This window comes from Dyadobacter sp. CY326, from assembly GCF_021390515.1.
GTDB lineage: Bacteria > Bacteroidota > Bacteroidia > Cytophagales > Spirosomataceae > Dyadobacter.
The window spans coordinates 182163-208573 of record NZ_JAJUXI010000014.1; the positions used below are offsets into that span (position 1 = coordinate 182163).

24 protein-coding genes are annotated in these 26411 nt (G+C 47.3%); 6 read left to right on the forward strand and 18 right to left on the reverse strand.

All coding sequences use genetic code 11. The features are described from left to right. Positions 1-3: 3 nt before the first annotated feature. The 17 genes from LZG73_RS24970 to LZG73_RS25050 are packed head-to-tail and all read right to left on the reverse strand — an operon-like array spanning position 4 to position 17340. On the reverse strand, positions 4-3171 hold the full coding sequence (locus LZG73_RS24970; RefSeq protein WP_233855495.1) for a hypothetical protein: 3168 nt from the start codon (positions 3169-3171) through the stop codon (positions 4-6). Positions 3172-3176: 5 nt separating this feature from the next. After that, entirely contained in the window at positions 3177-3602 is a 426-nt protein-coding gene (locus tag LZG73_RS24975; RefSeq protein ID WP_233855498.1) for an ATP-binding protein, read from the reverse strand. Positions 3603-3614: 12 nt separating this feature from the next. Further along, a complete protein-coding gene (locus LZG73_RS24980) occupies positions 3615-3935 on the reverse strand; it encodes an STAS domain-containing protein (protein WP_233855500.1) in 321 nt (106 codons plus the stop codon). Positions 3936-3974: 39 nt separating this feature from the next. Further along, complete coding sequence (gene glgX / locus LZG73_RS24985) at positions 3975-6095, reverse strand: glycogen debranching protein GlgX (protein WP_233855502.1); 2121 nt, start codon at positions 6093-6095, stop codon at positions 3975-3977. Between the two features lie 3 nt (positions 6096-6098). Further along, positions 6099-6437 carry an STAS domain-containing protein gene (locus tag LZG73_RS24990; RefSeq protein ID WP_233855504.1) on the reverse strand — a complete coding sequence of 113 codons (339 nt, stop codon included), beginning with the start codon at positions 6435-6437 and terminating at the stop codon, positions 6099-6101. A gap of 27 nt (positions 6438-6464) precedes the next feature. Next, positions 6465-8288, reverse strand: a complete 1824-nt coding sequence (locus tag LZG73_RS24995) for an AGE family epimerase/isomerase (protein ID WP_233855506.1) — start codon at positions 8286-8288, stop codon at positions 6465-6467. 31 nt (positions 8289-8319) lie between these two features. Beyond that, a complete protein-coding gene (locus tag LZG73_RS25000; RefSeq protein WP_233855508.1) occupies positions 8320-8742 on the reverse strand; it encodes a VOC family protein in 423 nt (140 codons plus the stop codon). 1 nt (position 8743) lies between these two features. Next, positions 8744-9322, reverse strand: coding sequence for a DJ-1/PfpI family protein (locus tag LZG73_RS25005; protein ID WP_233855510.1), 579 nt, complete (start codon positions 9320-9322; stop codon positions 8744-8746). A gap of 28 nt (positions 9323-9350) precedes the next feature. Further along, complete coding sequence (locus tag LZG73_RS25010) at positions 9351-9743, reverse strand: nuclear transport factor 2 family protein (RefSeq protein ID WP_082216371.1); 393 nt, start codon at positions 9741-9743, stop codon at positions 9351-9353. A gap of 36 nt (positions 9744-9779) precedes the next feature. Then, positions 9780-10205: a hypothetical protein gene (locus tag LZG73_RS25015; protein ID WP_233855513.1), complete on the reverse strand. Its 426-nt coding sequence runs from the start codon at positions 10203-10205 to the stop codon at positions 9780-9782. Positions 10206-10235: 30 nt separating this feature from the next. Beyond that, a complete protein-coding gene (locus LZG73_RS25020; protein WP_233855515.1) occupies positions 10236-11795 on the reverse strand; it encodes a GMC family oxidoreductase in 1560 nt (519 codons plus the stop codon). Positions 11796-11828: 33 nt separating this feature from the next. Beyond that, positions 11829-13565, reverse strand: coding sequence for a thiamine pyrophosphate-binding protein (locus LZG73_RS25025; RefSeq protein WP_233855517.1), 1737 nt, complete (start codon positions 13563-13565; stop codon positions 11829-11831). Next, positions 13528-14355: a type 1 glutamine amidotransferase domain-containing protein gene (locus LZG73_RS25030; RefSeq protein ID WP_233855519.1), complete on the reverse strand. Its 828-nt coding sequence runs from the start codon at positions 14353-14355 to the stop codon at positions 13528-13530. Before LZG73_RS25030 ends, LZG73_RS25025 begins: the two co-directional genes overlap by 38 nt. A gap of 53 nt (positions 14356-14408) precedes the next feature. Further along, positions 14409-14849 carry an ester cyclase gene (locus tag LZG73_RS25035; RefSeq protein WP_233855521.1) on the reverse strand — a complete coding sequence of 147 codons (441 nt, stop codon included), beginning with the start codon at positions 14847-14849 and terminating at the stop codon, positions 14409-14411. 32 nt (positions 14850-14881) lie between these two features. Further along, on the reverse strand, positions 14882-16036 hold the full coding sequence (locus LZG73_RS25040) for a nuclear transport factor 2 family protein (RefSeq protein ID WP_233855523.1): 1155 nt from the start codon (positions 16034-16036) through the stop codon (positions 14882-14884). Then, positions 16037-16480 (reverse strand): ester cyclase, encoded by a 444-nt coding sequence (locus LZG73_RS25045; RefSeq protein WP_233855525.1) that lies wholly within the window; start codon positions 16478-16480, stop codon positions 16037-16039. Continuing rightward, complete coding sequence (locus LZG73_RS25050) at positions 16477-17340, reverse strand: ester cyclase (RefSeq protein ID WP_233855527.1); 864 nt, start codon at positions 17338-17340, stop codon at positions 16477-16479. The genes LZG73_RS25045 and LZG73_RS25050 overlap by 4 nt, the downstream gene beginning before the upstream one ends. Positions 17341-17640: 300 nt before the next feature. On the opposite strand from LZG73_RS25050, the gene LZG73_RS25055 reads away from it, so the two are divergent. The 5 genes from LZG73_RS25055 to LZG73_RS25075 all read left to right on the forward strand — a co-directional run bounded on the left by LZG73_RS25055 (position 17641) and on the right by LZG73_RS25075 (position 22814). Further along, the gene (locus tag LZG73_RS25055) at positions 17641-18576 is read left to right on the forward strand and encodes a GAF domain-containing protein (protein ID WP_233855529.1); all 936 of its coding nucleotides are present in this window, start codon (positions 17641-17643) and stop codon (positions 18574-18576) included. A 26-nt stretch (positions 18577-18602) separates the two neighbouring features. Beyond that, positions 18603-19619, forward strand: coding sequence for a sensor histidine kinase (locus tag LZG73_RS25060; RefSeq protein ID WP_233855531.1), 1017 nt, complete (start codon positions 18603-18605; stop codon positions 19617-19619). Next, entirely contained in the window at positions 19616-20389 is a 774-nt protein-coding gene (locus tag LZG73_RS25065; RefSeq protein WP_233855533.1) for a LytTR family DNA-binding domain-containing protein, read from the forward strand. The genes LZG73_RS25060 and LZG73_RS25065 overlap by 4 nt, the downstream gene beginning before the upstream one ends. 93 nt (positions 20390-20482) lie before the next feature. Further along, positions 20483-20842, forward strand: a complete 360-nt coding sequence (locus LZG73_RS25070) for a BlaI/MecI/CopY family transcriptional regulator (RefSeq protein ID WP_233855535.1) — start codon at positions 20483-20485, stop codon at positions 20840-20842. A gap of 22 nt (positions 20843-20864) precedes the next feature. Then, positions 20865-22814 (forward strand): M56 family metallopeptidase, encoded by a 1950-nt coding sequence (locus tag LZG73_RS25075; RefSeq protein WP_233855537.1) that lies wholly within the window; start codon positions 20865-20867, stop codon positions 22812-22814. A 3-nt stretch (positions 22815-22817) separates the two neighbouring features. Here the strand turns inward: LZG73_RS25075 and LZG73_RS25080 are convergent, their stop codons facing one another. Further along, positions 22818-24176 carry a Gfo/Idh/MocA family protein gene (locus tag LZG73_RS25080; protein ID WP_233855539.1) on the reverse strand — a complete coding sequence of 453 codons (1359 nt, stop codon included), beginning with the start codon at positions 24174-24176 and terminating at the stop codon, positions 22818-22820. 181 nt (positions 24177-24357) lie between these two features. On the opposite strand from LZG73_RS25080, the gene LZG73_RS25085 reads away from it, so the two are divergent. Continuing rightward, on the forward strand, positions 24358-26082 hold the full coding sequence (locus LZG73_RS25085) for a hypothetical protein (protein ID WP_233855541.1): 1725 nt from the start codon (positions 24358-24360) through the stop codon (positions 26080-26082). The last annotated feature ends 329 nt before the right edge of the window (positions 26083-26411 follow it).

Genomic DNA, 26411 nt, shown 5'->3' on the forward strand with positions numbered 1-26411 from the left:
GGCTTATCTGATGTTGCGGGACAGTTTTTCGTAAGGAATATCCTTTCCAATGTATTGGTCCCACTCTTCCTCGGTCAATTCTCTCTTCACTTTTTTAGAAACTTCGGCAAACAGATCGGCGGAGTTAATGTCCCAGATCCGAACCGTTTTGTCCGCTCCGGCAGCGAGCAATTTGTTGCCGTCGTGCGTAAACTGAATGTCCATCACCCAGTAATCAAAATCACTGAGTAACACCGGTTGTTGTTTTGAAATGTCCTCTTTTGCATTCCAAATGCGGATTTTCCAGTCATAACAAGCCGTGGCAATGCGACTTCCGTCGGGTGCGAATGCAATGCTCGTGATCCCGGACGTGTGCGTTCCCTGCGTTCCGGCTAACGAGTTGGGAACGGGCTCATCATTTGCCATTCTCACATGATAAAGCACGCCCGAGCTAGTCCCGAAATACAGCTGTTTTTGATCTGGGGTGAATGTCATGGAAAGCAAGCGGCCGCGCAGATTGGGCAGCTTATATTCGGTTGGCTTTGCGTCCAGCTTCGTTAAGTCAATGCGGAACAGCTTGCCGTTTCCGGTTGCCAGAAACATAAACTGACCATCACCGGGCATTTCAACGGCGGCGATTTCGGTGCCGACATTGATGTTTTTGAGCACGTCGAGCTTTTTATCGCTTACGTCCCAAAGCCGGATCTGGCCAGCTGAGCTTACTGAAATCAGGTTAGGTTTGTTATGAATGTTCTTGACGGTCAGCGAAAAAATAATTCCGTCGTGCCCGATAATGGTTTTGGCAGGAGGCGCGCCCGGTGTAAGGTTGTCCCAGCGCACGATCTGGCCATTGGAGGAGCCGGTGAAAAACGACTTCCCGTCGGGCATAAACGCCATTGAGCGAATGCTCCTGAATGTCTGCTTGGGATTGCGGAATAAAAGCGGCTTCACGGAAGGCGTGAGATAATTCCAGAGACTCACAACGCCATCGTCGCCAGCCGTTGCGAAAAGCGAATTGCCGGCTTGCGGCTCGGCAACTACGCGTACAATGTCGTTGTGCGCGATCAATGTTGCCTTGGCGCCCGCGGCTTTGGACAGTGCATTGAAAATGTCCGGATTTTCGCGTTCTCCGCCGTTTTTAATGTTAAAATCATACGCTTTCAAAGCCAATAATGCAGTCAGCTCGTCGCCCGCTGGCATTTGAAATGATTGTATTGCAATGAAACGCGCCACTGCTTTCGAGCGCTGTTTCAATGCATCGTTTCTTGAAGTTTCGGCTTCTTTCTGTGCAGATTGCGCATACACTTTCTGGCGATCCGATTCCTTTTGCGCGGTTACCGCGTATTCTTTCTGAATTTCTGTTTGTTTCTGCGATTCTACGGCTGCCTTTCTGGCATTATCGGCCTGGATTTTCTGCTCTTCGGCGATCTGCTTGGCGATTTTTGCGGCGATGCTTTCTTTCACGGCTTTTTCCTGCTCCCTTACCGCAATGCCTTTTTGTTCTTCGGTTAATGTCTTTTGGAGCTCGGCAAATGTGCCTTGCTGTTCCGCGATTTTCTTTTGAGAAATGGCTTCACGCGTCTGATCCTCTGCGCGTTGCCGCTCTTCCAATGCGAGACTTTCTTTTTCCAGTGCTGTTTTTTCACTTTGCTGCGCCTGCGTCCGCAACACAAGCGCGACGATCAGGAACAATAACGACACCAATGAGCTGATCCCGAGCACAGAAGCGAAGATCCTTGCCTTGCGGAGTTCGCGTTTCTGGCGGTCTTCTTTTTGCCTTACTTCGAGCTCGTATTGTTTTTTACTATAATCTAAAAAATTGGTTGCACGCTCAAAAAACGGATCGTAACGCTGCGCCCATTCCAATGTTGGCTCGCTCTCTTTCAGCCATTTAAGTCCTAGCTGCAATTCTGGATTGACCCAAAGTCCTGTCCGGCCTTCCTGATAAAGTGAGGCGGAATAACTAAGCTGTTTGTAAAGTTTGGCCGATTCCAGTTCTTCCTCGATCCACTTCCGGCATCTTTCCCAGAACGTTAAAACCTTTTCAACCGAAACATCAATGATGGAGTCGTGATCAATTTTCACGCCCGGTTTCGGCGTCAGGATGGAGACGCCATTTTCCCTGAAAACGTGAATTACATCGATCAGCAGATAATCGGGAATGCCGGTGATCTGGATGATTTCACGCAAAACAGTCGGGTGCAGCGAGGAAGTGTCGCTCGGGCCGAGCACGATGAGTGATTTGAAAAGTTTGGCTGCCGCATTGCGTCGTTTTTCGTCCAGCCGCTGCGTGTAAATTTCTTCCGCGTGCATCGTGATCGATTCCTGCATGGTTCCAATGGCCTCATAATCAGCACGGGAAACGGGAGAAGAAAATGGTTTGGTCGATTTCCAGCGGTCCCAGGTACGCATTAATGCGTGTTGCAGAATCGGCAGGAAATCAGGATTTTCGGCAAGTTCTTTCAGCAATCCGGTAACGAGTTCGGGCTCAATGCTGGCGCCTGCGGATTCGACGGGACCGACGATCACCTGCTTTACTTCCTCCGCGTTCATTTTGGGAAGAAGATAATAACCTCTGTTAATGACCTCGGTAAGTCCGTTGAATTCCGTGCAATGATCCAGATAATCCGAACGCATGGTGATCACGGCGTGCACCGGAAGCTCGCGCTGGTTGATGAGCGTCAGGAGCAACTGAACGAACGCATTGGTTCTGCTTTTTCCAGAAAAATCCTCTGACAGTTCATAGCGGAAAATTTCTTCGAACTGGTCTATTACCAAAAGGATTTTCTGCTCGCTAATGGCCGAAAGCAATGTCAAAACGGCTTTTGGATCACTGCTGAGTTCTTTTTCCAGCAACAACGGATCGCGGCTTTCCCACACAGGATGATCGCTCCGCAACGCTGCTTTTAGTGCATCGACGAAGTTTCGCACCGGATTTCCGCCCGGCCTGAAAATGATCACTTTCCATCTGTTCGCCGCGTCGCCTTCTTCCAATGAAGGAATGAGCCCTGCCTTAATTAATGAAGATTTCCCACTTCCCGACGACCCGATCAACGCAAGAAAGCGCCCGTCCAGGAGTTTGTTTTTCAACTCCCGGATGTGCGCGTCCCTGCCGAAGAACAGTGCATGATCTTCATAATCATAACTCCTGAGACCCGGAAATGGGTTGGAAACAGTAGAATTCTCAACCATATGTTTCAGGTTGCGGCAATTTTCATTACAAATTTGTTTCGGTTTTTTCCATCGGCATATTCATAGGAAAACTCATCGACACCATTGATGGTCAGGAAAATACCCAGTCCGCCAATGCCGCGTTCTTCCAGCGAAAGCGTCAAATCCTGCGCATTGGGCAGCTCTTTCGCCAACGGGTCAAACGGTGCGGCAATGTCTTCCAGGATCACCACCAGTTTGTCGTCCTTGATCTCGCTTAAAACCTGAAAGTCAGCTTCAATGCCAGGTTCCTGATAACCGTACAAAATGATGTTTGTAGCGATCTCATCAACCGCCAGTTTAAGGCTGTAAGTTGGTTTTTTCGCCAAACCAGCCTGTTGCGAGAGCTCACCAATGTATTCCCGAAGCGCATCGAGAGAATCAACAGTGCCGGGAAAACTTTTCGATTCCATTATCAGGAGATGTTAAACTGGATATTGATCAACGATTGTTACGCTGTGTTGCAGACCGGTTTTGGTAAGCGTGTCTACGATCAGCTCCTGTGGTCTCACAATGTAAATGGATAATTTCGGACCGATTTTTTGTTTTGAGTAAATCAAAACGCGAAGTCCTGCGGATGACATAAAGTTAAGATCCTCCAAGTCAAGCACCAATGAATCAATGGGTTGGTTAGCAATTTTCTCAATTTCTGTTTGAAAAACACGCGCCGAAAGTGAATCCAGCTCGCCATGCAGCGTAAAAGTAGCCACCTGGTCTTGTATTAATGATTCTATTTGAAAAGCCATTTTGGATTAATGTTTTGAGTTTTAAAATACTTATTAATGTTACTTCCCGACCAGTATTACCGTCGCTCTCCCCCCTACCAAAAACCTCCCTTGATCTTCCAATTTCGGCTCCTTACCAATGTCATAGATGTCCTCACCGGACGGCATGTCCGTATTCACAGCCAGATGCCAGCTTTGTCCGTTTGGAAGTGGTGGGAGTTCGTAGTACAATGCGTCGTAATGTGAGTTCATTGCGATGTAGATGGAGTCGTCCTGGATGGTTCCGCTTTTGGCGTGCGCACCGTCGAGCATGAATGCGATGCAACGGCTGCTGCTTGAAAAGTCGGGTTGCCAGGCCTGGGTTCCGTGGAATGTAATGTCCGCGAATCCGCTTCCTACATAATCTCTATGGTGGAAATGCGTCCTGCTCCTAAGTACCGGGTGTGCACGACGGAATCTTGTAATGCGTTGCGCAAAATAAAAGATGTCCGCATTTTTCTCCATCAGGCTCCAATCCAGCCAGTTAAGCTCGTTATCGTGGCAATAGGTGTTGTTGTTCCCATTTTTGGTCACTCCCACTTCATCGCCCGACAGGATCATAGGAACGCCCTGGCTCACCATCAGAATCGACAGTGCATTCTTTATTTGCTTGTGACGCAGCTGATTAACAAACGCATCATCCGTCTCACCTTCTACCCCACAATTCCATGAATGGTTATCATTACCACCATCATTGTTGTTCTCTCCATTCGCTTCGTTGTGCTTTTCGTTGTAAGCAAAGAGGTCATAAAGGGTGAAACCGTCGTGGCAGGCGATGAAATTAATGCTGGCTGTCGGGCCGCGATAGTAGTACAGATCAGGCCATCCCTGAATGCATTGCGCGATTTCTCCAACCAAACCTTCGTCGCCTTTCAGGAACTTGCGGATCGAATCGCGGTATTTTCCGTTCCATTCTGCCCAGCGTCCGTAAGCGGGGAATGAACCGACCTGATACAATCCGCCAGCATCCCAGGCTTCGGCTACGAGCTTGCATTTGGCTAGAATCGGGTCGTATGCAAGGGATTCCAAAAGTGGCGGATTGCTTAATGGCGCTCCGTTCTGATCGCGGCCGAGAATGGCGGCGAGGTCAAAACGGAAACCGTCAATGTGGTAATCGGCTGCCCAATAGCGCAGACAGTCGAGAACCATGTTCCGCACCACCGGATTATTGCAATTCAATGTGTTGCCCGTTCCTGAGAAATTGAAATAATAACCCTCAGGCGTCAGCATATAATAGGTTTTGTTATCAATCCCCCTGAACGAGATCGTGTGGCCACGGTGATCGCCTTCTGCTGTGTGATTGAAAACCACGTCCAGCATGACTTCAATGCCGTTTTTGTGCAGTTCTTTTACGAGCGTTTTCAGCTCATCCACCTGCATCCCAAACTTCCCCGTGGCAGCATAACCTGCCTTTGGCGAGAAGAAATTAACCGTGCTATAACCCCAGAAATTGACGATCAAGCCGCCGGTAACCGGATTTTCCTTGCTGTTTTCCCATTCGTCAAACTCGTAGATCGGCATAAGCTCTACGCAGTTGATGCCCAGCTCTTTGAGATAAGCGATCTTGCTGCGAATGGCTGCAAATGTGCCCGGGTTTTTAACATTGGATGATGGATGCTGCGTAAAACCGCGCACGTGCATTTCATAGATCACCAGATCCTCAATCGGCGTTTCGAGCGGGTGGTCATTTTCCCAGTCGAAATCCTCGAAAACGAGGCGTGAGCGATACGGGTAAATGTTATCCCAATTCGGCTTGGCCAACCAGGAATCCCGTCCGCCAATTGCTTTGGCGTAGGGATCGCTGAGTATAATGCTTTTATCAAAACGGTGACCTTCTTCGGGCTTGAAAGGGCCGTCCATGCGGTAACCATATTCCAGGCGCTCGTAGTCCAGATCGAAAACGATCATGGAATACACATTGCCCGTTCTGAATTCTTCCGGAAAACGGATCTCGGCAAACGGTTCCGCTTCGCCCCTTTCGAACAATACAAGCGTACAGTCGATGGCTTCGCTGGAATAAATGCTGAAATTGATCCCGTTCGGAACCATGGTTGCGCCAAATGGCAGCACGTGTCCGCGTCTGAACTTGATCCCCTGCTGCTCGTGCGTCGGATAATAATCGATCCTGATGTCTGTTGCCATGGATTAGTCTTGTTTTAAGAATGCAACTCCATCTTCCGGTTTTTCAACAATGGTAAAAAAGTTGATAAAGCCCGTCGTCGACATCACGTCCTGGATCTCCTCCGAAACGCCCACCAGCACCACTTTGCCTTCCTGGGACCGGATATTCCGGTAAACCATCAGCAGCACGCGCAACCCGGCGCTGGACATGAAACCCACGTCGGTAAGGTCAATCACAATGTGCTTGCTTTTGTCCATCGCCAACTTTGCGTTTCTTTCAAATTCGGGCGCCGTTTTGCTGTCAATATCGCCGGAAACCTCAACAACCGTAATTTCTTCCTGATCCGTAATGGTAACTTTCATCTGAATAGTTTCTTAATGTGGTTCAAATTACTTGGCCGAACTGATCTGCACTTTCACGCGGATGCGTTCCTCTGTTTCAGGAAGTTTCACGGTTAATGCATAGGCATCGAAATCTGTATAAGGCTGATCATCAATGAAAACCTCACTGATATACACGCTTCCCGGAGGCAGGATATCTGGCGACACGCGCAGAATGTTGTCCTTCCAACCGTTTGGATAAGGCTTAAAGTAGAAATAAGTTGGCTGCTTGGTAATAAGCAAATTGATATAAACTGCTGACAGATAGCAAAGTTCTGTGCTGTGATATGCACTCATTGAGTGGCTTCCCTTGAAACGCTCTGTTCCCAGAAGATACGGCATACCATTGCCCAACACATTGAAATACACACCGCCATCATCATTGTCCAGGAAGAATGCATTGTAAAATGCTGCCGCCTCGCGTGCTTGTTTTTCGTATTCTTTATCTCCCAAAACCCCGTACATGATCAGGTAAGCAAGAATTGCCTGCTCCTGCTGCCACCAGGCTTTGCGGTCGTGCCATACAAATTGGTGCTTGTCGCCCGTTTTCTGAACGCGTTCTACCACGTCATACCAACCTCCGCGCTGCTGATCCGAGCCAGCGGCCGGCATGAGTTCAGCGATTTTTTTGGCAAATTCCAGATATTCCTCTTTTGGCGTCAGTGATTGCTGACGGATCAAATTCCATGCGATTTTGAGGTTGTGGCCTACCACCGCGCGGTTTTGCTGCCATCCCCAGGTTTGGTCTTTGCTCCAATCTTCGAAGAATTTCTCCTGAACAAACGGGCTGTTTTCGTAGTCGGGGAAATATTTGGTGATGGTGTCAAAAGTGTATTCCAAAAAGTCAGCATGCTTTTGCTCGCCGCTTGCCAGCCAGAGGTTGATCAGGTAAGCCGGTGCGTGGTCACCCACAGAGTTCCAGTTTTTACGGGCTTTGTTATGTGCCAATGATTCCTCGTGCGCATCCAATGTGATCGGGTGCAAGTGGGAGTAGTAACCTACGCCATTTGGATCTTTGAAATATTTTTCAAACAGATCAATGGTTTTGTCAATGTCGTCGCGGATGCGCTGATCGCCCGTTATGCGGTAGGTTTGCGTGGGGCCCGCCAATGCGTAGATCTGCTCGTACATAGGAAGCGAATCCAGGTCATCGCCAAATTCCGAAGTCAGCAATTTGGTTTCTTTCTGGCCTTCCACTTTTAAGCCGTGATACCAGTAAACGAGGTCATCGTCCTGGTCAAAAAAGCGCATGTGGTCGCGCAGATATTCTGTTCCAAGCTCTGCACCTTCCAGGAATTCGTCTTTTCCGGTCAAAAGATATGCCGATGCAAATCCGTAAACCATTCTGGAAATCGTGTCTGTTTCCTGCAAATAATCCCCTTTTTTGGAACCTCCCAAATGGAGCATTGTGCGATAATTTTTGTAATTGATCTCCTCTTTTGGATAATCAAACTGCCATTTCAGATAGCTGGAAGCAATAGAACTGATCTGTGTGATCCAGTAATTCTGCTCCTCGTGGCGATACGCTTTTGGCTCCTTACCCGGGAAAATCAATTGCTGCGCTTCGAATGTTGTTTCCTCCGCGCCAGCATTGGGATAAAATGTTCCGTAAGCGAAAACATATTGTCCGTTTGTTGACAAAAACGGCGCAATGTCGCCCGGATCCTGCCATCCTTCTGTCAGGTTCTGCACGCCGCGCGCATAAGTGGAAGCGATCAGATTGATCTTGAAAGGACGCTTGTCCGACGTCTCCACGGTAAACCAGCGTTCCTCTGCATTATATCCCGTGATATAACCCGCAATGGTATCCGAAAAAGTGAAATTAATATTCATGCGTTAGTTGGTAAAGGTGTTTGAGAGTTTATTAAGCCAAGTCTTCCTGATCCCGATAGCCCTGGGTGATTTCTATGATATTTCCTTCCGGGTCTTTGAGCCAGACGGTTTTCCAGCCTTCAATTACGTCGTCGAAATGCAGCGGGCCGAGTGTTATTACGGCGTCGTCTCCCATGCTTTCGACCATTGCATCAATGTCGTCTACCGAAAATGCAATATGCCTTAGGCCAGGATAATGCGGGCCGTCGGCTTCGGACATGGGGTAAGGGCGGTCTTCTTCGGGCGGGAAGATTTCAAAATAGATGTTGTCGTCGTTTTTCAAGAAAACCAGCTCGGCGTCATCGCCCAAACTGATCACCCTTGCCCTGCGGAACCCGAAATATTTTGAGTAAAAATCCTCGAACTTGGCGAGGTTTCTCACGGTAAGTGCCAGGTGGAAAAATGTCGCGCTCATATTAATTTGGGTTAGCTGCTGACAGGGTTTCGATAATTTTTTTGGCAAACAAATGCGCATGTCCGCCCGAGCGTCCAGTGATCAGATCGCCGTCAACAACCACGTCTTCATTGGTATAAATGGCTCCGTAAGCCTTTGCGTCGCCGATGAGATTATTATGGCAAACCAATTTACGGCCGCGGACAAGCTCGGTTGCAGGCGCCGTAAGCCACAATCCGTGACAGATTATGCCTTTCAAAATTCCTGGTTCTGCAAAAACGCGTTTCAGAAATGCGGTTGCAGGTGGTATCTTCTCCACGTCTTCGGTGTAGCGCAACCGGTCCGAAACCATGCCCGAAGGCACGATAATGGCGTCGTAAGTACGCAATTCTTCGTCGCTCATGTTTTCAAACGTCTCCCACACATCCATCGGCGCGCGATATTCGTGGCCCAGAAATGTGAGTTTATCCTGTCCCCATAACCTTGTCAGAAAATGCAGCTCAGCGCCTTCTTCGGGAAAGCGGAATTTGTAATAGAATATTTCGTTCTCAAAATAATCGGCTTCCAACAGCACACCGATCTTTTTTCCTGCCAGTTTCATGGTCAAAGGGATTAGGGGTTATTTTAAATTAGGCTAATGTTCCGTCCGGATGCTGGACCATTCCGGCAAAATGAATGGCAATTTTTCCATCTTGCAGCACCCAGCTGTCCGCAAAACGCATTTCACTTTTCTCCCCGCCTACTGTCATCGTGATCTGTTCAGTGATCATCAATGTTTCCGGATTCTCTGTTTCAGCCCAGAAAACAATGTCTGTTTCCAGTCCGTCGATGCCCAAAATGCCTTGCATATGCTCGTTCACCTGGTCGCGGCCTTTGTAGATAACTGGCGATTTAGAGAAGCTGCTGATCAGCGTTGCGTCGTCTGTATATTGGTCAAGCAGGGCGTCAATGTTCTTGTCGAGGATGTGTTGAATGTGTTCCTTGTACATTCTGCCCAGCTTGGTATCCGGTACGTTTTTCATGATTTGATAAAAATAGAGAAGGGTTAATAACCTGATTTAGAGCGTCGCAGAACCTTCGTGATATTCGAGTCCGTCGACAATGTATTTGGTGATGACCACATTTCCGGCATCAGTCAGTTTTACTTCCCAAGTTTGAAAAGCGTCACATTTGATGCGTTTGCTGAAAGGTTCGGGCGCATTCCAAACGCTGGCTTCCCATTGCACGACCACTTTTACCACCGCCGTGTTGCCATTAATGACCGGCTCTACCACCTTAACGGTGTGCACTTCGTCGAAGAAAATGCGGATCACGCGCTGAAACCAGCCTTCAAATCCGGCATACCCGTAAACTGTCGCTTCAGGGAAAACCATTTCCAGTTCCGCATCAGCCAGCAGCGGCAATACTTCAACCATCGGGACGTGAACATCCAGCTTTTTATACCAGTCAAGAGCCAGTGCTTTAATTGCTTCCTGCGTTAACATTGTGTTTTATTTAGGTTAATAATCGGAATATCAATTGGTTAAACTTTTTGCCAAATTTGCAACTGCATGCTCCGCCAGGATCATATCAGCCGCTTTTTCCCCGATCATGAAGCAGGCCGCAACAGTGTTTCCACTCGTCACAGTCGGCATAACCGAAGCATCTGCAACGCGCAGATTTTGAATGCCGTGCACTCTTAATTCCGGGTCAACGACTGCCATTGCATCCGTTCCCATTTTGCAAGTTCCGGCTGGATGCCAGATCGTAGTTGCCTGGCTTCTGACGAATGCTTCAATGTCGGCATCTGCCCCAGGCATCATTTCGCCGCCGTTCAATTCGGAAAATTTCTGTGTGTTTGCAAGCTTTCGAACCAACGCAACGGCCTTGGATAACACTGCCACATCCGCGTCTTCCTGCAAATAATTGGGGTTAATCAAAGGCAGATCCATTGGGTTGCTGGAGCGCAACTTCACTTCTCCCCTGCTTTGAGGCTGGACCAGAATGGGCAGGAAAATGCAAACAGGACCGCCCAAATCCGGAAGCACCGGAGCCAATGGTCCTGGCAAACTTGGGGTAAAATTGATTTGCAGATCCACAACGCCATTGTCTTCCTTTGTGTTGACAAACAGCGCGTTACCCGTGAGGAGCGTTGTATTGGGCATTGGAATTTTTGACCTGAAAATCATGGGCAACTGCAAATGATCCTGCAAATTTTTTCCAACACCTGGCAAATCCGCAACAACCGGAATGCCCACTTCTTCAAGCTCTTCCTTTGGCCCAATGCCCGACAGAAGCAATAATTTTGGCGAGTTTAATGCACCGGCCGAAATGATCACTTCCTTATTGCAAAAGACTTGCTCTGTGGTGCCAATGTTCGTAATGTATTCTACGCCAATTGCGTTTTTATCCACTATTAAAATATTGGAAACCAAGACATTGGTAAAAACTGTCAGATTTTTTCTTTTTGAAACCGAATGCAGAAAAGCTGATGCGCTGCTGTCGCGCTTGTCATGCTTATCAATATGAAATTGCAATAATCCAGCGCCGTTTTCCTGGCGTGCACCATTGTAATCCCAGTTTGGGCCGTCATAACCAAGCTCTGTTGCCCCGACCAAAAAATGTTCAGAACGCATCACTTCGTCCGGACAGTCGCGGATGCTAAGCTCGCCGCCAACTGCATGAAAGTCAGAGGCGCCATTTTCAAAGTTTTCTGATTTTTTAAAATAAGGCAAAACGGCTTCATAACCCCAGCCTTTTGCACCCATGGATTCCCATTGATCGAAGTTGCCGGGATTGCCCCTTACATACATCATTGCATTAATAGACGTGCTGCCACCCAGCACTTTGCCCTGATTAATCATGATCGTGCGCCCGCCGAGGCCCGGCTGTTCCGTCGTACGCATTTTCCAGTCAATGTCAGATTCCCAGAGGCTTACAAAGCCTCCCGGATCGTGAATGGCAGGCTCGTTGTCCCGGTTTCCAGCCTCGATAAGCAGCACTTGCGTCTCCGGATCAGCGCTCAGCCGATTGGCCAAGACGCTCCCGGCAGCTCCGGCTCCAACAATGATGTAATCAAAACTTAGTTGTTCCATTTTGAAAATGGGGAGGGTTTAACGGTCTTAAAGTCAATGCGAACAATTAATCTCTACCCAATCCGCCTTGTGGTTGCCTTCCAGCACCAGGTCGATCAAAAAGGGCTTATCGTCGGCCAGCATTCTTTCAATTGCGGGCAAAATTTCTTCTTCTTTTTCAACCCTAACCGCTTCCACGCCCAGGGATTGCGCCAACAGGTCAAACCGGATTGCAGGAAAGGAAAGGTCAAAAGGCAGCGGATGATCGTGTTTCGGAATTTCGCGTTCCTGCCAATATTGGTCAATGTTGAGTTGCAGCAATTTGTAAGAACCATTGTTGCAAACCACAAACTTGGCTCCCGTGTTGTGCCGCACCGCCGACCATAATGTCTGGATCGTGTACATGCTTCCGCCATCGCCCGAGAAACCGATCACCGTTTTTTCAGGATTGGCTAATTTGGCACCGATAGCACCTGGGAAGCCCACGCCTAATGATCCGCCGCGTGTGAAAAAGTATTGTTTGGAAAGTTTCGGTGGAATGTAGCGGCTCACAGCGGCAGAGCTTGTAAGGGCTTCATCAAAAATGATCGTTTCATCCTGATTGAGCTTTTCAGCAAGCACCTTTGTGAACTGCGACATTTGGAGCGGCGACTTGCCCTGATGCTTGTCATCTGCTTCTTTTTCGGCTGCAATTTTGTCTTTTTTAGCATTACCGATCTGCTCTATACGTTGCGTAGCATTTGCCTTTTGATTTGGCGTCTGCAGTGCTTCAATTTTTTCAGCAAGCGCGGCAAGTGAAAGTTTGGGATCACTCACAACGCCCAGATCAACGCGGTGATTTTTGGCAATCTCATAAGCATTGAGATCGAAATGGATCACCTTTGCTTCCGGCGCATAAATTTCTCCCAATTCAGGAAAAACCTCCGGCAACATATAAGTGCCGACGATGAGATTGGCATCACCTTTCATCGTAATCGGCTGACTGTAAGAACCGAACATGTGGCCCGTTGTGCCCTGATACAAAGGATGCGTGTTGTCCATCACCAGATCACCGAATTCTACCCCATAAACTTCTGCGCCTAAAAGCTCCGCAACGCGGGTCAGCTCGGGAATCGCATTTGAATAAGCAATGCCGTCGCCGACAAAGATCATTGGCTTCTCGGCAGCCAGCAACATTTCTGCTGATTGCGCGATCAGTTCAGGCGCAGGTGCAACGCGGGTGGACGGAATGCAGCTTGGAAACACCGGCTCATCATTAATCTCGTCCAGAATGTCCATCGGCAAGCAAACATACACCGGCCCCATCGGAGGCGTGGAGGCTATTTTCACAGCCCGGCGAATGGTCCGCAGCAATGATTTGGAAGACGTTGCCATGGTTGCATATTTGGTCACAGGCGCCATCATCGCAACAAGATCATTGGCCATTTGCGCATCCATATTCATGTATTGCACACCCGCATCCGAGCCGATCACAACCAGCGGCGCATGCCCTCTTTTAGCTTGATACACAGCGCCCACGGCATTTCCAATCCCGGGCGAACTGTGCAGCTGAACCAATGTCGGCTTCTGCGTAGCGCGGGCATAACCGTCGCCCATCATGACCGCAATCGTTTCCTGCAAGGTGAGGACATATTTCATCTCGGGATACTCTGCTAGCGCGTCAAGGAAACCTTGCTCCACCGTGCCGGGATTCCCGAACATGTAGTCCATGCCATCCGCAAGGAATTGTTCAATGATCTTCTGATTCCCGGTTTTACCAGCCATAACGCGTGAGGCCTTTGTCCAGAACATTCACAAACTGCTCTCCGAATTCGAACGAACATTGCAATGAACGGCCTGTAATAAATGGATAATCAACGATTACGGAAGTTTCTTTACCAAAATTTCCATGATATTGTCCTTCTGGCCCAACGGCGTCGGAAAGAATGTATTCCAGCACATATGGCGGTGGCCCCATGTTCAAATCGGTGTGCAAGAAGCCGGTTCCGTCGTGGTAATCGTATTCAATGCAGTGACCTGTAACGTGTTTTCCTTTGATGATGGAATTGCGTTCGTTGAAATCACGGGCAAAAACCAGCGGAGCAACGCCGTAACAGATTCCGGCAACAGGCATTTGTTTTTTGTAAAAAGCAAGGATCACATCATGGACGCGCTGGTTGTTCACCATGTCAATGATCGGGCCGCTGCCGCCTACGAGGAAAACTGCGTCGTATTCTTCCGTCAGTTTGTCCTGCGCGATTTTCAGGTCACTGTAATATTTTTCGAATGCGCGAAGGAAGTCCGGCGTCGAGAAGTAAGGACGCTGCGGGATCACTTCGGACAGGTTCAATGTATTTGCCAAACGGTTTGTTGCTTCAAAAGCATTCACTTTGTCGGCAGCAAGCTGCGTTGTAACGCACACGCCCAGCGGAGGATCTACGTAAGTGGTGTCGTAGCTTGGTGGCAATGCTTCGGCCTTTTTGCCATTGGGTGTGATAAAATCAACGGTGTAACCGGCTTCTTCCAGTTTTTCGAGCGGTCCTACCAGCTCAATGCCCCAATATCCGTATTCCGATAAAATGGCGAGTACTTTCTTTGACATAAAAATTCGGGTTAAAGGCTTTTAATGATGAGAGGAGAGTTTACTAATATTTTTCAGTGCGCTCCTGGTGGAGGAGGCACAACGCCTAACTGCTGCAAAAGGCCCAGTTCGTCCACATTGGCCCAGCGCTCTGCGATCTTGCCGTCTTTCATGCGGGCAGTCGTGGTTCCGGTTAAAGTGATGGATTTTCCTGATGGCGGCATGCCCATTACGCCGCCTGTGTCGGTGCCGTTCAGTCTCCATCTGTGCACCACTTTGTCGGCTACATATATCTGGTCTTCAATGCTTAGCTTCGCATCCGGCATAGCGCCACGGAACATGCCCACGATGCCTTTGAAACTGGCTGAGCCTGGCTCTGAAACCGTTTTTCCGCCAACTTGTGAATGGTCTATCGCGTCGGATGCCAATAGATCCTCGCGCACAAGACCTGTATTCCAGGCTGTTTCGAAAAATTCTACGCAAATCGCATTGTTTTGTTCTGCTGTAAGTGACATGCTTTCTCGTTTTTTAAGGGTTGATATGCTGTTCAATTCACTGTATAAGGTCTTCCGCCCAAAAAGGCTTCTGCGATAGATGCTGTATTCACATAATTATGGATCGAGGCAACTTTTCCGTCTTCATTCACGACTACAATGTGGACGACGCTGGTGTGGAACGGCAATCCGGTTGCTTTTGAAACCCCCGGCTCGTCGATTAAGACGGCTGCAACATTGTCCTGGTAAATCATCCTGACCGCTTTGAAATGCTCAAAATGCATGGTTTCAATGATCTGCTTCGCCGATTCCACTGCGGCAATCGGCCCGGTGCGTTCTCCCGACCACGTAATAATGTCCGGCGGACCGAACATGTGCCACACTACATTGGATGCAAATGCTTTTCTTACTTCATCCGCTTTCAGTCCCTGCAATGCGGCATACATGGCCCTTGCTGATTTTACGGTTGCGGCCACATTGTCGAAAACTGCTTCGTCAAACGCAATGCTGTCCGCAGTCCGGACGGCTGCAAGTGGCTCATTGACATAATGTTGAGAACCAGCTGCATTTGTACTCACTGTAAATGGCCTTCCGCCATGCAATGCTTCAATGATCGGAAAAGTGTCGCGGTAACATTGTAAATGCGCGATCTTGCCATTCCTGACTGTCACCCAATGCACTGCGCCACCCGAAAATGGCACGCCTGATTTTGTTTCCCCGCTTCCCTCCAGCACGATGGCAACTGTGTTTCCTTGTGCTACAAATCGGGTTGGAATCAGTTTTTCAAAAGCAATTCCTTCTTTCTGTAATTCAAAAAACCGGGTTACTCCTGCCCTTCCTTCGCACTTGCCTGCCCAGGGCATAATGTCCTGTGGCCCTCCCATTTCCCAAATAACTTTATCAGCAAGAAACGATAAAACCTCTTCTAAATCATTCTCCTGCAATGCTTTATAAAACCTTTTCAAAAACGGAACAGGATCAAGATCAATCGCATTGACATTTTTCAGTTCAGCCAGGATCATGAAAGAATCTGCCAGCCTGATCCATGTATCACTTGATTCCTGCTCAAAAATCAGGTCTTTCCTGGAAAGCTCGGGCTCGTCAATGATCAACACGTCCGTGTCCGTGTCGAAATTTTCAATGATCACCGGCTTCACCGGAAGCTGCCCGCCTCTGTTAACGTAATGACGGACAACTGCTTTTTCCATTTATTGAATCACTTTCAATTGTTGCAACAAACCGAGACTGTCCTGAGCAACCCACATTTCAACGATCTTCCCGTTTTCAATGCGGAATATGTCAATTCCCTGATCCCTAACCCTTATGCTTGTTGTTTCCCTGCCCAAAAAGTTGCCCGTGTTTGTGGCTTCATATGACCAGCGGCTTACCACTTTATCTCCTTCTGCAAGCTCATCATGCAATGTAAAATGCACATCCGGGAATGCGACAAGCGCTGTTTCGAACCACTTTTTCAATGTGGGCGGCTGGTGTGCTTGTCCGGGTGGGAAGTGAAATGTCACATCTTCTACCGCGATTTCATTGAGCACACTGATATTTTTTTCATTCCAAAAGTCAAACCAGTAACGGCGGACGATGGCTTTGTTTGCTTCTGTTTTTGACAACGCTGGCGTATTTGTTTCCAATGCCATCATGATGGGATCGCTCCTAACTGCTGCATCAAACCAAAATCATTTTCATTAACGTGAACGGAGAAGATCTTGCCGTTTTTAATGGTGAAAATGTCGATCCCAAAGTCTTTCACGTGGTTTCCTGTGGGAGCAGCGCCAAGGAATTCTCCCAAATGCGTTCCTTCAATGTTCCATCTGGTTGCCACCTTATTGCCTTCTCCCGTCTGACGCATGATTGTAAACTTAATGTCCGGGAAAGCATTGCGTAAATACAGGACGAAGTTTTTGAAGGCTGGAAATCCGGCAATAGGCTCGGGTTGTGTAGGAATTATAAAGGCAAAATTCGGATCCAGAATCTCTTCAAACACATCCAGATTTCCCTGGTTCATGATTTCTTCAAAATATCTTGTCGCAAGGGTCTGGTTGTGTTCAAGATCTATTTGCTCTGGCACATTATCGGAAGGTAAAATTCCCAATTGAAGCAGTAAACCCAGTGTATCTTCATGACCAACCGACTCGGTAATCTTGCCATCCTTAATCGTATGCCAGGTTATGCCGTCCACTTCGAAAAACTTCCCTGTTGCTTCCACATTTCCCTTCACCGTTAGCAAAGGTCCGCCTGTGTGCGTGCCGCCGCCTTTCCAGCGGGTCACAACCCAGTCGCCGCCGGCAACCATTTCCTGCGGATTGAGATAAAAGTCAGGAAAGGAATCGTGCAGCATTTTGACAAGCCCGAAAAAACCGTCCGGACCGTGGAATGGCTCGGGATGTGTAGGCAATGTAAAAACGAAATCGTCGGACAGGATTTCATGAGCAACCTGCTCATTCATGCCGTTCATGATCTGATAAAAATATCGTCGGGAGAGTACTTTATTAGCGTTCATTTTTTGATAGTTAACCAGTAGGAAGGATTTAAGTTTGAAAGCGAAAAGAGCAAGGAAATGAAATATAATTTCGTGTCTTTGTCCTTTTTGTTTCATAAATATCCCCAGAACTGGCGCCGGGCCATCCAAATATTTCCCGAAACTGAAAAATGTAATGGTGAACCTGTTGATTCCCGACTTCAAACCGTCGACATCGAAACCTTATTGTAATGGCAGTTTTTTTTCTAGCTATTTAGGTTACTTTGGTAGTATTGTTTCTACTTTAATTTGTATCATTGCAATACTGTAAACCTATCGATAATGAAGCCCTTAAACCTCCTCATCGTTGCCATTCAAAAAGAATATCTCACCCTGCTTGAAGATTCGCTTGGATATGCGGGTTACAAATTCAGCATCAGGCAAGTGGCTTCCAAACAGTCTGCCATCGAAGCCTTTTACGAATCAAAATACGACTTACTTATTTCCAACTGCCTGCTTCCCGATGGTAAAATAACGGACCTGGCCAATGTGCTGGGCAGCCAGCTTCCTTGCCTGGTTATGACCGAAGGACATTGCCCTGTTACGGCCGAAAGAGTGCTTGCGGTTACAGAAACGACATATTATATCAACTGCTCCAACAAGCTCGGCTGGATTCCAGCTTTGGAAAACACATTGGCAAAGTGGAAAAACAATGCACGCAAAAAGATTGCGCAGCACAATCAAAACCACGAAAGCCTTTACAGAAAAGTGCTGTCAAGATTTGAGGAAGAGCTGTCCGAAAATGCTTTGTCCAATGCCTTCACTTTGCTGCTGGAAGTGATGGATCTCAGCAGGATCTATTTGTATACCAAAAATGTAAAGGCGAACGGTGAGGCACATGATCTCTCGCTTGAAGTTGAGGTGACGGCGCCGGGTGTTCCGACAAAGTACGCAGCAAAAAATGTCAAACTGCCTGGCTTCAATCGCTGGAATGCGCTTTTTGAAGCTGGACAAGCGGTTATGGAGCCATCTGGCCATATGACAAACGCTGAGGCACAATGGTTTAGCCAACAAGATGCACAATCCATGCTGCTCGTTCCCATCCGCGGAACGAATGGCTGGTCAGGGTTCATTGGCCTGGAAGACGCCCTGAACAACAGGGAGTGGACAAGCGCTGAAATTGCGCTGATCGAGTCGGTTGCAGCATTAATCCAATCACAAAGCACATTGTCGGGGAAAACTTCGAAGAATAGCAAATTTCTGACGAGCCTGGCATGAACCCCGACTTAAATTACAGGAACGGGATGTCATTAGGTTGGCGTCTCTGCTTTATCCTGAGCTTATTTGCCACCATTCCGCGCCTGATTTTCGTCTGGGACTCACTCTTCGACCCGGATAACTTTGGCTCCGGCATTCTTGATATCTGCATTCAATTCATCATCAGTTTTGAATTTTCGTGGATCTTCGTCTATATCTGCCTGCAAAACACTTATAAAATCCCCAGCTGGTTCAACAGCCAGAAATCGTGGGTGCAGTTCCTCCTGCTAAGCGTTCTCTTCTTCTCCATGAACGAGATTCTTTTTCAGCTCAAACTGGCGCTGGACAATGATAACTCGGACATGCTGATTTTCCGGGTTGTATATTATTTGTATCACATTCTGCTGCTTCTGGCTATTCTGGGTTTCCGGAATTTTCTGTTGACAACGCAGGAGAATCATCAAATAGGACTTGAAAATGAGCAACTTAAACGTGAGCAGCTGAAAGCGCAACTCGAAGCATTGCAAAACCAGCTTAACCCCCATTTTTTGTTCAATGCACTGAACATTCTCAACATTTCCATCGCCACCAACCCGGATCTGGCACAGCGGATCGTGCTGGACCTTTCTGACATTTTGCGTTACAACCTCAAAGTCCAGAACCAGAGCCTTATTTTGCTGAAGGACGAACTGAATGCTGCGAAAGCCTATCTGGATCTGTATACGGCACGTTTTGGCGAGAAAATGGCATTTTGTTTTTTGGAGACAGACACGCAGCGGCAGTGGTATATCATTCCGCTTTCTCTTCAAATTCTGATTGAAAACGCCATTAAGCACAATGTGATCACTTCCAACCAGGTTTTAATGATCGAGCTGCGGCTGAATGAGCAGGACAAACACATTGTCGTGACCAATTCGGTGAACAAGAAACTGAACTCGCCGGGAACGGGAATCGGACTGCAAAATCTGGACAAACGATATAAAATTCAAACAGGCCAAAAACCCGTGTTGACGGAAGACGAACAACACTTTACAGTAAAAGTCCCTCTGATAGAAGCTCCATGACCAAAATCCTTATCATCGAAGATGAACAGCCGGCGGGCCAGTATTTGACGCAATTGATACAAAAAATTGACCCTAAAACTGAAATACTGACTGTGCTGGAAAGCGTGGAATCGGCCGTTGAATGGTTGAGCACTAACCCGGTTCCAGACTTGATTTTCCTCGATGTGCAATTGGGAGACGGCACTTGTTTTCAAATATTTGAACAAATATCCATCGGCTGCCCGGTGATTTTTACAACCGCGCATGACGAATATGCGCTGCGCGCTTTCAAGCTCAACAGCATTGATTATCTGCTCAAACCGATCCGCCAGGAAGCATTGCAATTCAGTCTCGAAAAATATTATCAGCTGAATGAAGAGAATGCGATCAGCAAAGTGAAATATCTGGAAGAGCTCATGCACACGCAGATCCGCAACCGCAAAAGCCCGCGCAGAAGCTTTCTGGTTCCCTATCGCGACAAGCTGATCCCGCTGAAAGATTCCGATTTTGCGTGGTTAACGATCAAAAACGGCGTTGTGGTCGCGACTCTGCACGATGATAAAGCTTTTGTTGTTGACAAATCTTTGGAAGAACTTGAAAATCAGCTGGATACAACAAACTTCTTCCGCGCGAACCGCCAGTTCATCATTTCCAGACAATGCATTTCTGAAATTGAATTATATTTCAACGGAAGGTTGCTTGTGCGCACCACTCCCTCCTCTTCAAATCAAATCCTGATCAGCAAAGAGCGCGTTCCGGTTTTCAAAAAATGGTTTGAAGAACTGGCCTAAAAACCAACTATTAACTGCCCCTCATCTAAAATTTTTAGAAAAGACTTGGAATTAACTACGACAAATTCGTAGATTTACGAAAACCTCGTAGATATGGAAAAGCTCACGCAGCAAGAAGAAGAAGCCATGCAGGCGATATGGAAAACGGGCGAAGGAAGCGTGAAGTCTTTCATGGCTGCGTTTGCCAACGCTGTTCCGCCTTATACCACACTTGCGTCAACGGTTAAGAACCTGGAAAAGAAAGGGTTCGTGCAGAGCCGGCTCATCGGCAATGCTTATTTGTACGCGCCCGTCATAACCGAAGAAGCTTATAAACAGAAGTTTTTGGGCAATGTTGTAAAAGATTATTTTGAAGATTCTTACAAAGAACTTGTTAGCTTTTTTGTCCAGAAAAATAAGATTTCAACCGAAGAATTGAAGGAAATCATTGGATTAATAGAAGGTAAAAAATAGTCGGATTTAAACATGCATCGCGATGACCGAATTGCCCGAATATCTCGTCAAATTGAGCGTTGGACTGGCGGTGACCAGCCTGTTTTACTATGCAGTGCTCCGTCGCCATACGTTTTACAACTGGAATCGCTGGTATTTGCTGCTTTATTCCATGCTCGCGTTTTGCATTCCGTTTATCGACGTCAGCTCATTCGTTTCCGAGCAACGCCTTGGTGCGAGTGATTGGGTGCAGCAGGTGCCGCGGGTGAGCCATTATGTGGAAGCAACCGCTGTCGCAACGCCGCTTTCAAGTGCGGAACAACAGGAACCTGTAAACTGGCTTGCGATCATATTTATAGCCGGAATCATCGCAATGACCGCCCGGTTCTGCCTGAATTTTTATTTATACATTCGCATTAAAAGAAAGGCGCGACTGGTTTCAGAAGACATTGCTAAGCTTTATCACATTGATCGTGAGATCGTTCCGTTTTCTTTTGGCAATGCGATTTTCGTCAATCCGAAGATGCACCAGGAAGACGAGCTTGAAAAAATCATCTTGCATGAATATGTGCATGTGCAGCAAAAGCATACGTTTGACAACATTTGGGCCGAAATGCTGTGCATTCTCAATTGGTATAATCCGTTTGCGTGGCTGATCCGTTATGCGATCCGGCAAAACCTGGAATACATTGCGGATGATCAGGTTTTGAAAAATGACGTGGATGCAAAGCAATATCAATATTTGTTACTGAAAGTCACAGGCGTGCCAGCTTACCGGCTGACCAATCAGTTCAATTTTGCTTCGCTCAAACAGCGGATCATTATGATGAATAAGGCGCGCACGCCAAAAATTTATCTGACCCGGTTCCTGTTCGTGCTTCCGCTTCTGCTTGTAATGCTCGTTGCTTTCCGGCCAGCTTTGGAAGAAATAGATACACTCAGCAGCAAAGGCGTTTTCTTGAAATATCCCGCTAAGCCTGATCCAATTCAGGACTTGATTGAAAACGAAAATATCGAAGAGGACTTTGGATATTGCGCTGGAATTCTTTTAGACGCCGCTACGGGAGAGCCGATTGCGAATGCGCGGATAGAGTTACTTGAAGAAAAGGACGTTGTAAAAACATTCAAGACGGATAATCAAGGTTATTATTTCACCGAAGTGGGTCCTGACACCGTGACCAACGGATATTACTTCCGTTCGTTGCGACTTGTACATCCCAATTACCGGGATTTTGTCAAGGAAATGTATACACGAGGTCTAAATCTGGGCTACGGGCGCCTTTCGATATCGTTTATTCCGGCAAAAAACGACTCCACCATCAGAGGTCGTTACTACAATCCGCGACATAAAAAATATCCCGAAAAAGCAAACCCCCGCAATGTCAAAAGTGAAGTAAGGGATTATTTAAGTCAACTATTGTCGTTTTACCGAACCGAAATTCAGCTTCTAACAGACTTTAAAAAATATCATCCCTTTCCAAAAAATGTCATTACGAAATTCCGAAACGGTTATTTCGATAGGCGTAGCGAATTTTTAGGCTATGAAGGAATTACTGAATTATATCTTGATGGCAAGCGGGCAACGCATACAGAAGTCAATGAAGCATTCAGGTCTTCGCCTTATCTGCTTGATGACACGAGGTTGTCCAAAGAATGGGGACACGACGGCACTTATACCAAATTGAAATATCTCTCGTTTCCCTTATACAAGGATGCTCCGTCTGCTGCGTTATTGCCTGGCAATGCAGAGACGCAGAATGCGTCAACTTTTGATATTTCCGTTTTGGACAATGAAGCTTACTTTCTGGATGGTTTCCGTCAGGTTTATGGAACCGGAAGCAACATTAAACCGCTGAAAAGCGAGATAAAAAGGGTCGTTTTGTTCAAAGGTAAGCTAGCACGTTATTATGACCCGAAACTTGAAAAAGTCTGGTGGATAGAAACCAGGCCGGAAAACGAAGTGTTTGGCCGACCTGATCTTGCAAAAAACTAATACTTATTCCATTTCTGGCTCTGGGCCGTGCAGCGATGCATTGGTTGCCTCAGAAGTGATCTTTACCGGCCTGCCTTCCCGGGCAGACTGGTAAATTGCTTCCATAATGATATGGTCCTGCAAACCCTCCTCTCCCGGTGTAAACGGCTTTTTGTCGTTGATGACACAGTCCGAAAAATGGTCGATTTCGGTTGCAAACTGATTTTTCTCGGCAATGCCAATGGTTTCATGCAACTCCATTTTTCCGTCCGCCTTTGCGCGCGTTAATTCCTGGCCCTTATAGGCATAGGCCTTGTCTAAGTTCAGCCAGCCTTTTTCGGAGAGCACACGATAGCGACGGCTTTCGTGGACGTCATAATTGGACACGCAGCTTGCGATAACACCGCTGGGAAAGCGCATTTGCCAGGAAACAAATTCCTCCACTTCCTTGAAAAGCGGATCGCCCGGCGTGCTGTATTGATAAGCAAATACTTCGGTTGGCTCCTCGCCCAGCACAAACCGTGTCGTGTTTAGGCAATAAAGACCGATATCGGGTAAGACGCCCCCGCCTGCAAGTTTGATTTTGTGACGCCAGTGATCCGGATTTGCAGTGCTCTGACAATTGGAAGCCTCCACCACTTTCGTTGTGCCAAATTCCTTTTTCTGCAAAATTTCGCGCAACTTCCTGTTATGCGGCTGATATTGAATGCGGTAAGCAACCATCAGTTTCACGTTGGCCTGGTTGCATGCGGCAATCATATCCTTGCATTCTGCCGCTGTGTTGGCCATTGGTTTTTCACACAAAATGTGCTTTCCAGCTTTTGCGCCGCGAACCACATATTCCCTGTGTAAGCCGTTTGGCAAGACGATGTAGATCACGTCAACTTCCGGGTTATTTTTCAGCTGATCATACGTTTCATAGCTGTAACAGCTCTCCGACTTAACGCCATATTGCGCTGCAACCTTTTTCATTTTTTCCGGACTTCCGCTCACAAGTGCCGTCAGTTTCGATTTTTTGCACATTTCTAACGCTGGTAGAATCTCTTCCAAAGACAAATGTCCCAACCCAACAACGGCATAGCCCACGCGCGAACCAGGCGGAAGCGGCGTTGGCGTTGGACCGCTTTGCTGGTCATTTTCTGACTTCCATTTTTCCAAAACGATGGGGTCTTCGGACTTGGCGGGAACGCGCACGGGCGGAGAAACTGCTTTTTTTGCGTTCTGACCGAGCACTTCCTGCGAGCTCTTTAAAACCAAACCGCTCACGGCCCCGATGGCCGCATATCGGCCGGTTAATGATAAAAATCCTTTGCGCGAAATCGGTTCGTGGACTTCTTCGCCGGAGGCTGATGCCAATGGCTGAATGCGTACTTTGTCTTTCATTATCTGTTTGTCGATGAAGTGTAAAATGGTTTCTTGACAATTATCGTACCCTCAGCGCACCAAAAGCGCGGTTATGCAGACTGTATTGCTCGAAAAAAGAAATAAAGGATTTATATTTAAATCATCCGTCTTGCTCGCACATGTCCGTCGCAATGGCTTAGCTGACGCAAAATCTATTAAAATGAAAAATACATTCCTTTCCTTACTGCTCATTCCAGTCGTTCTGATCAGCTTTTTGGTGTTTCATTTCAATATTTTTGATTTATACCAAAACACACGGAAAACGCAGAATGCGATCGCGCTTTGCGGACCTGTGCCTGATGCGAATGTGGTTGCTGCGGCTAATGGGAAGTTTATTGCTGTGTTACCGGGCTGGGGAAAATACGCTTACCCGGTTTCGACAAAAAACGACAGCGCTCAGATTTATTTCAATCAGGGTCTGACCATGTATTATAGTTACCATATGAAGGAATCACTGGCTTCGTTTCAGGAAGCAGCGAGGCTGGACCCGGAATGTGCAATGGCGTTTTGGGGGCAGGCATTGGCAATGGGGCCTTATTACAACAGTGCGCATTTGTACACCAAACCGCAGTCTATTCCCGCGGTTTTACAGCAAATGAAGGAGCTCGCACCAAAAGCAAGTCCAAAGGAACAGCAACTAATCGCTGTGATGAACAACCGTTATTCGGCCGATGCTTCGGATGCAGACAGAAAGGCCTTAAATGTGGCTTATGCGCAGAAAACGCATGATTTGATCACACAATTTCCGGAAGATCAGGACATTAAAATGCTCTTTGTAGATGCCGTCATGCTCATTCATGCGTGGGATTTTTGGAATAATGATGGCACGCCCAAAGCATGGACCAACGAAGTTATTGCGCTTTGCGAGCAGGTGATGAAGCAAAATCCAAACCATCCTGCCGCCCTGCATTATCACATCCACTTGACCGAAGCCTCGCGAAATCCGGAAGTCGCGCTCCCTAATGCGGATAAGCTGCGCGACCAGCTTCCGGGCGTTGCGCATATGGTGCATATGTCGAGCCATGAATATGAGCGCAATGGTTTTTTTCTGAAAGGCGTGGATGTGAATGACCACGCTGACGCGGCGTTGTTGAAATACGATTCGTTGGCCAAAAACCTGAGTTTGGTAAAGCATAGCCCGCATTATTTTGCGGTTCAGACTTACTGCGCAATGAGTGCTGGATTATATCAAACGGGCATGAACACCGCGAACCGGCTCAGGAAAACTGTTGCGCCCGTTTACGAAAACCCGTATGATCAATATTTGTTTATGCTGCCGGAATTGACATTGGTAAGGCTCGGGAAGTGGGACGAGATATTGAAAGACACCACAAAACTCGATCCAAAATGGACTTATGCGGCATTGTTGCGCAATTTTGCAAGAGGCGTTGCTTATGTCAACACAAGCGCTGCCGACAAAGCAAAAGCGGAGTTGACATCGCTTTTGGAAAAATCGAAAGATCCGATTTTGAACAAACGACGCGTTCCATTTAACTCATTCGCACCCATTGCCAACATTGCCGCCGAAATCCTGACTGCCGCCATCGCATTTGACAACAAAAATTACGACCAGACCATTGCCAGCTTAGACAAAGCCATTGAAATCGAAGATGGCCTCATTTACACCGAGCCAAACGACTGGCCGATCCCGGCAAGGCAATTTCTGGGCGCATATCTGTTAAAAATGAATAAACCGGTCGGTGCAGAAAAAATTTACCGAGAAGATCTCATGTGGAATCCGGGCAATGGCTGGTCGACCGTAGGGCTCTATCAAAGCTTGAAAGCACAGAAAAAAACCAGCGAACTCACCCGCATCCAAACAAACTACAAAAAATCCTTCGCCCAAGCCGAGCGGATTCCAACCAGCTCAGTTTTCCTGCGCTAGAAGAAAGAGTGCTTTGTGGGTTTTAAGCGATGCGATTTGTTGTTGATAAGGAAGTTGTATTTAAAATTCATGGCTGACCGTTAATTCATCAACACAAGCCGATAGAACATTGATCGCCTTGAATTTTGCTTTCCTTTCATTTTTGATAGTTATTTGTATTAATCCAACGTACTCAAATTTAGATGCTTACCCGATGAAACAATCAGCTTTGATAAAAATGGCAGGAATTGCGAACGGCAATTCAAAGTCAAGCCTTTTGCAAAAAATGCTTGATGATCAACGAACCGTTTCGGAGTATTTCCAAGGCAAAATAACGATTGAAGAAATAC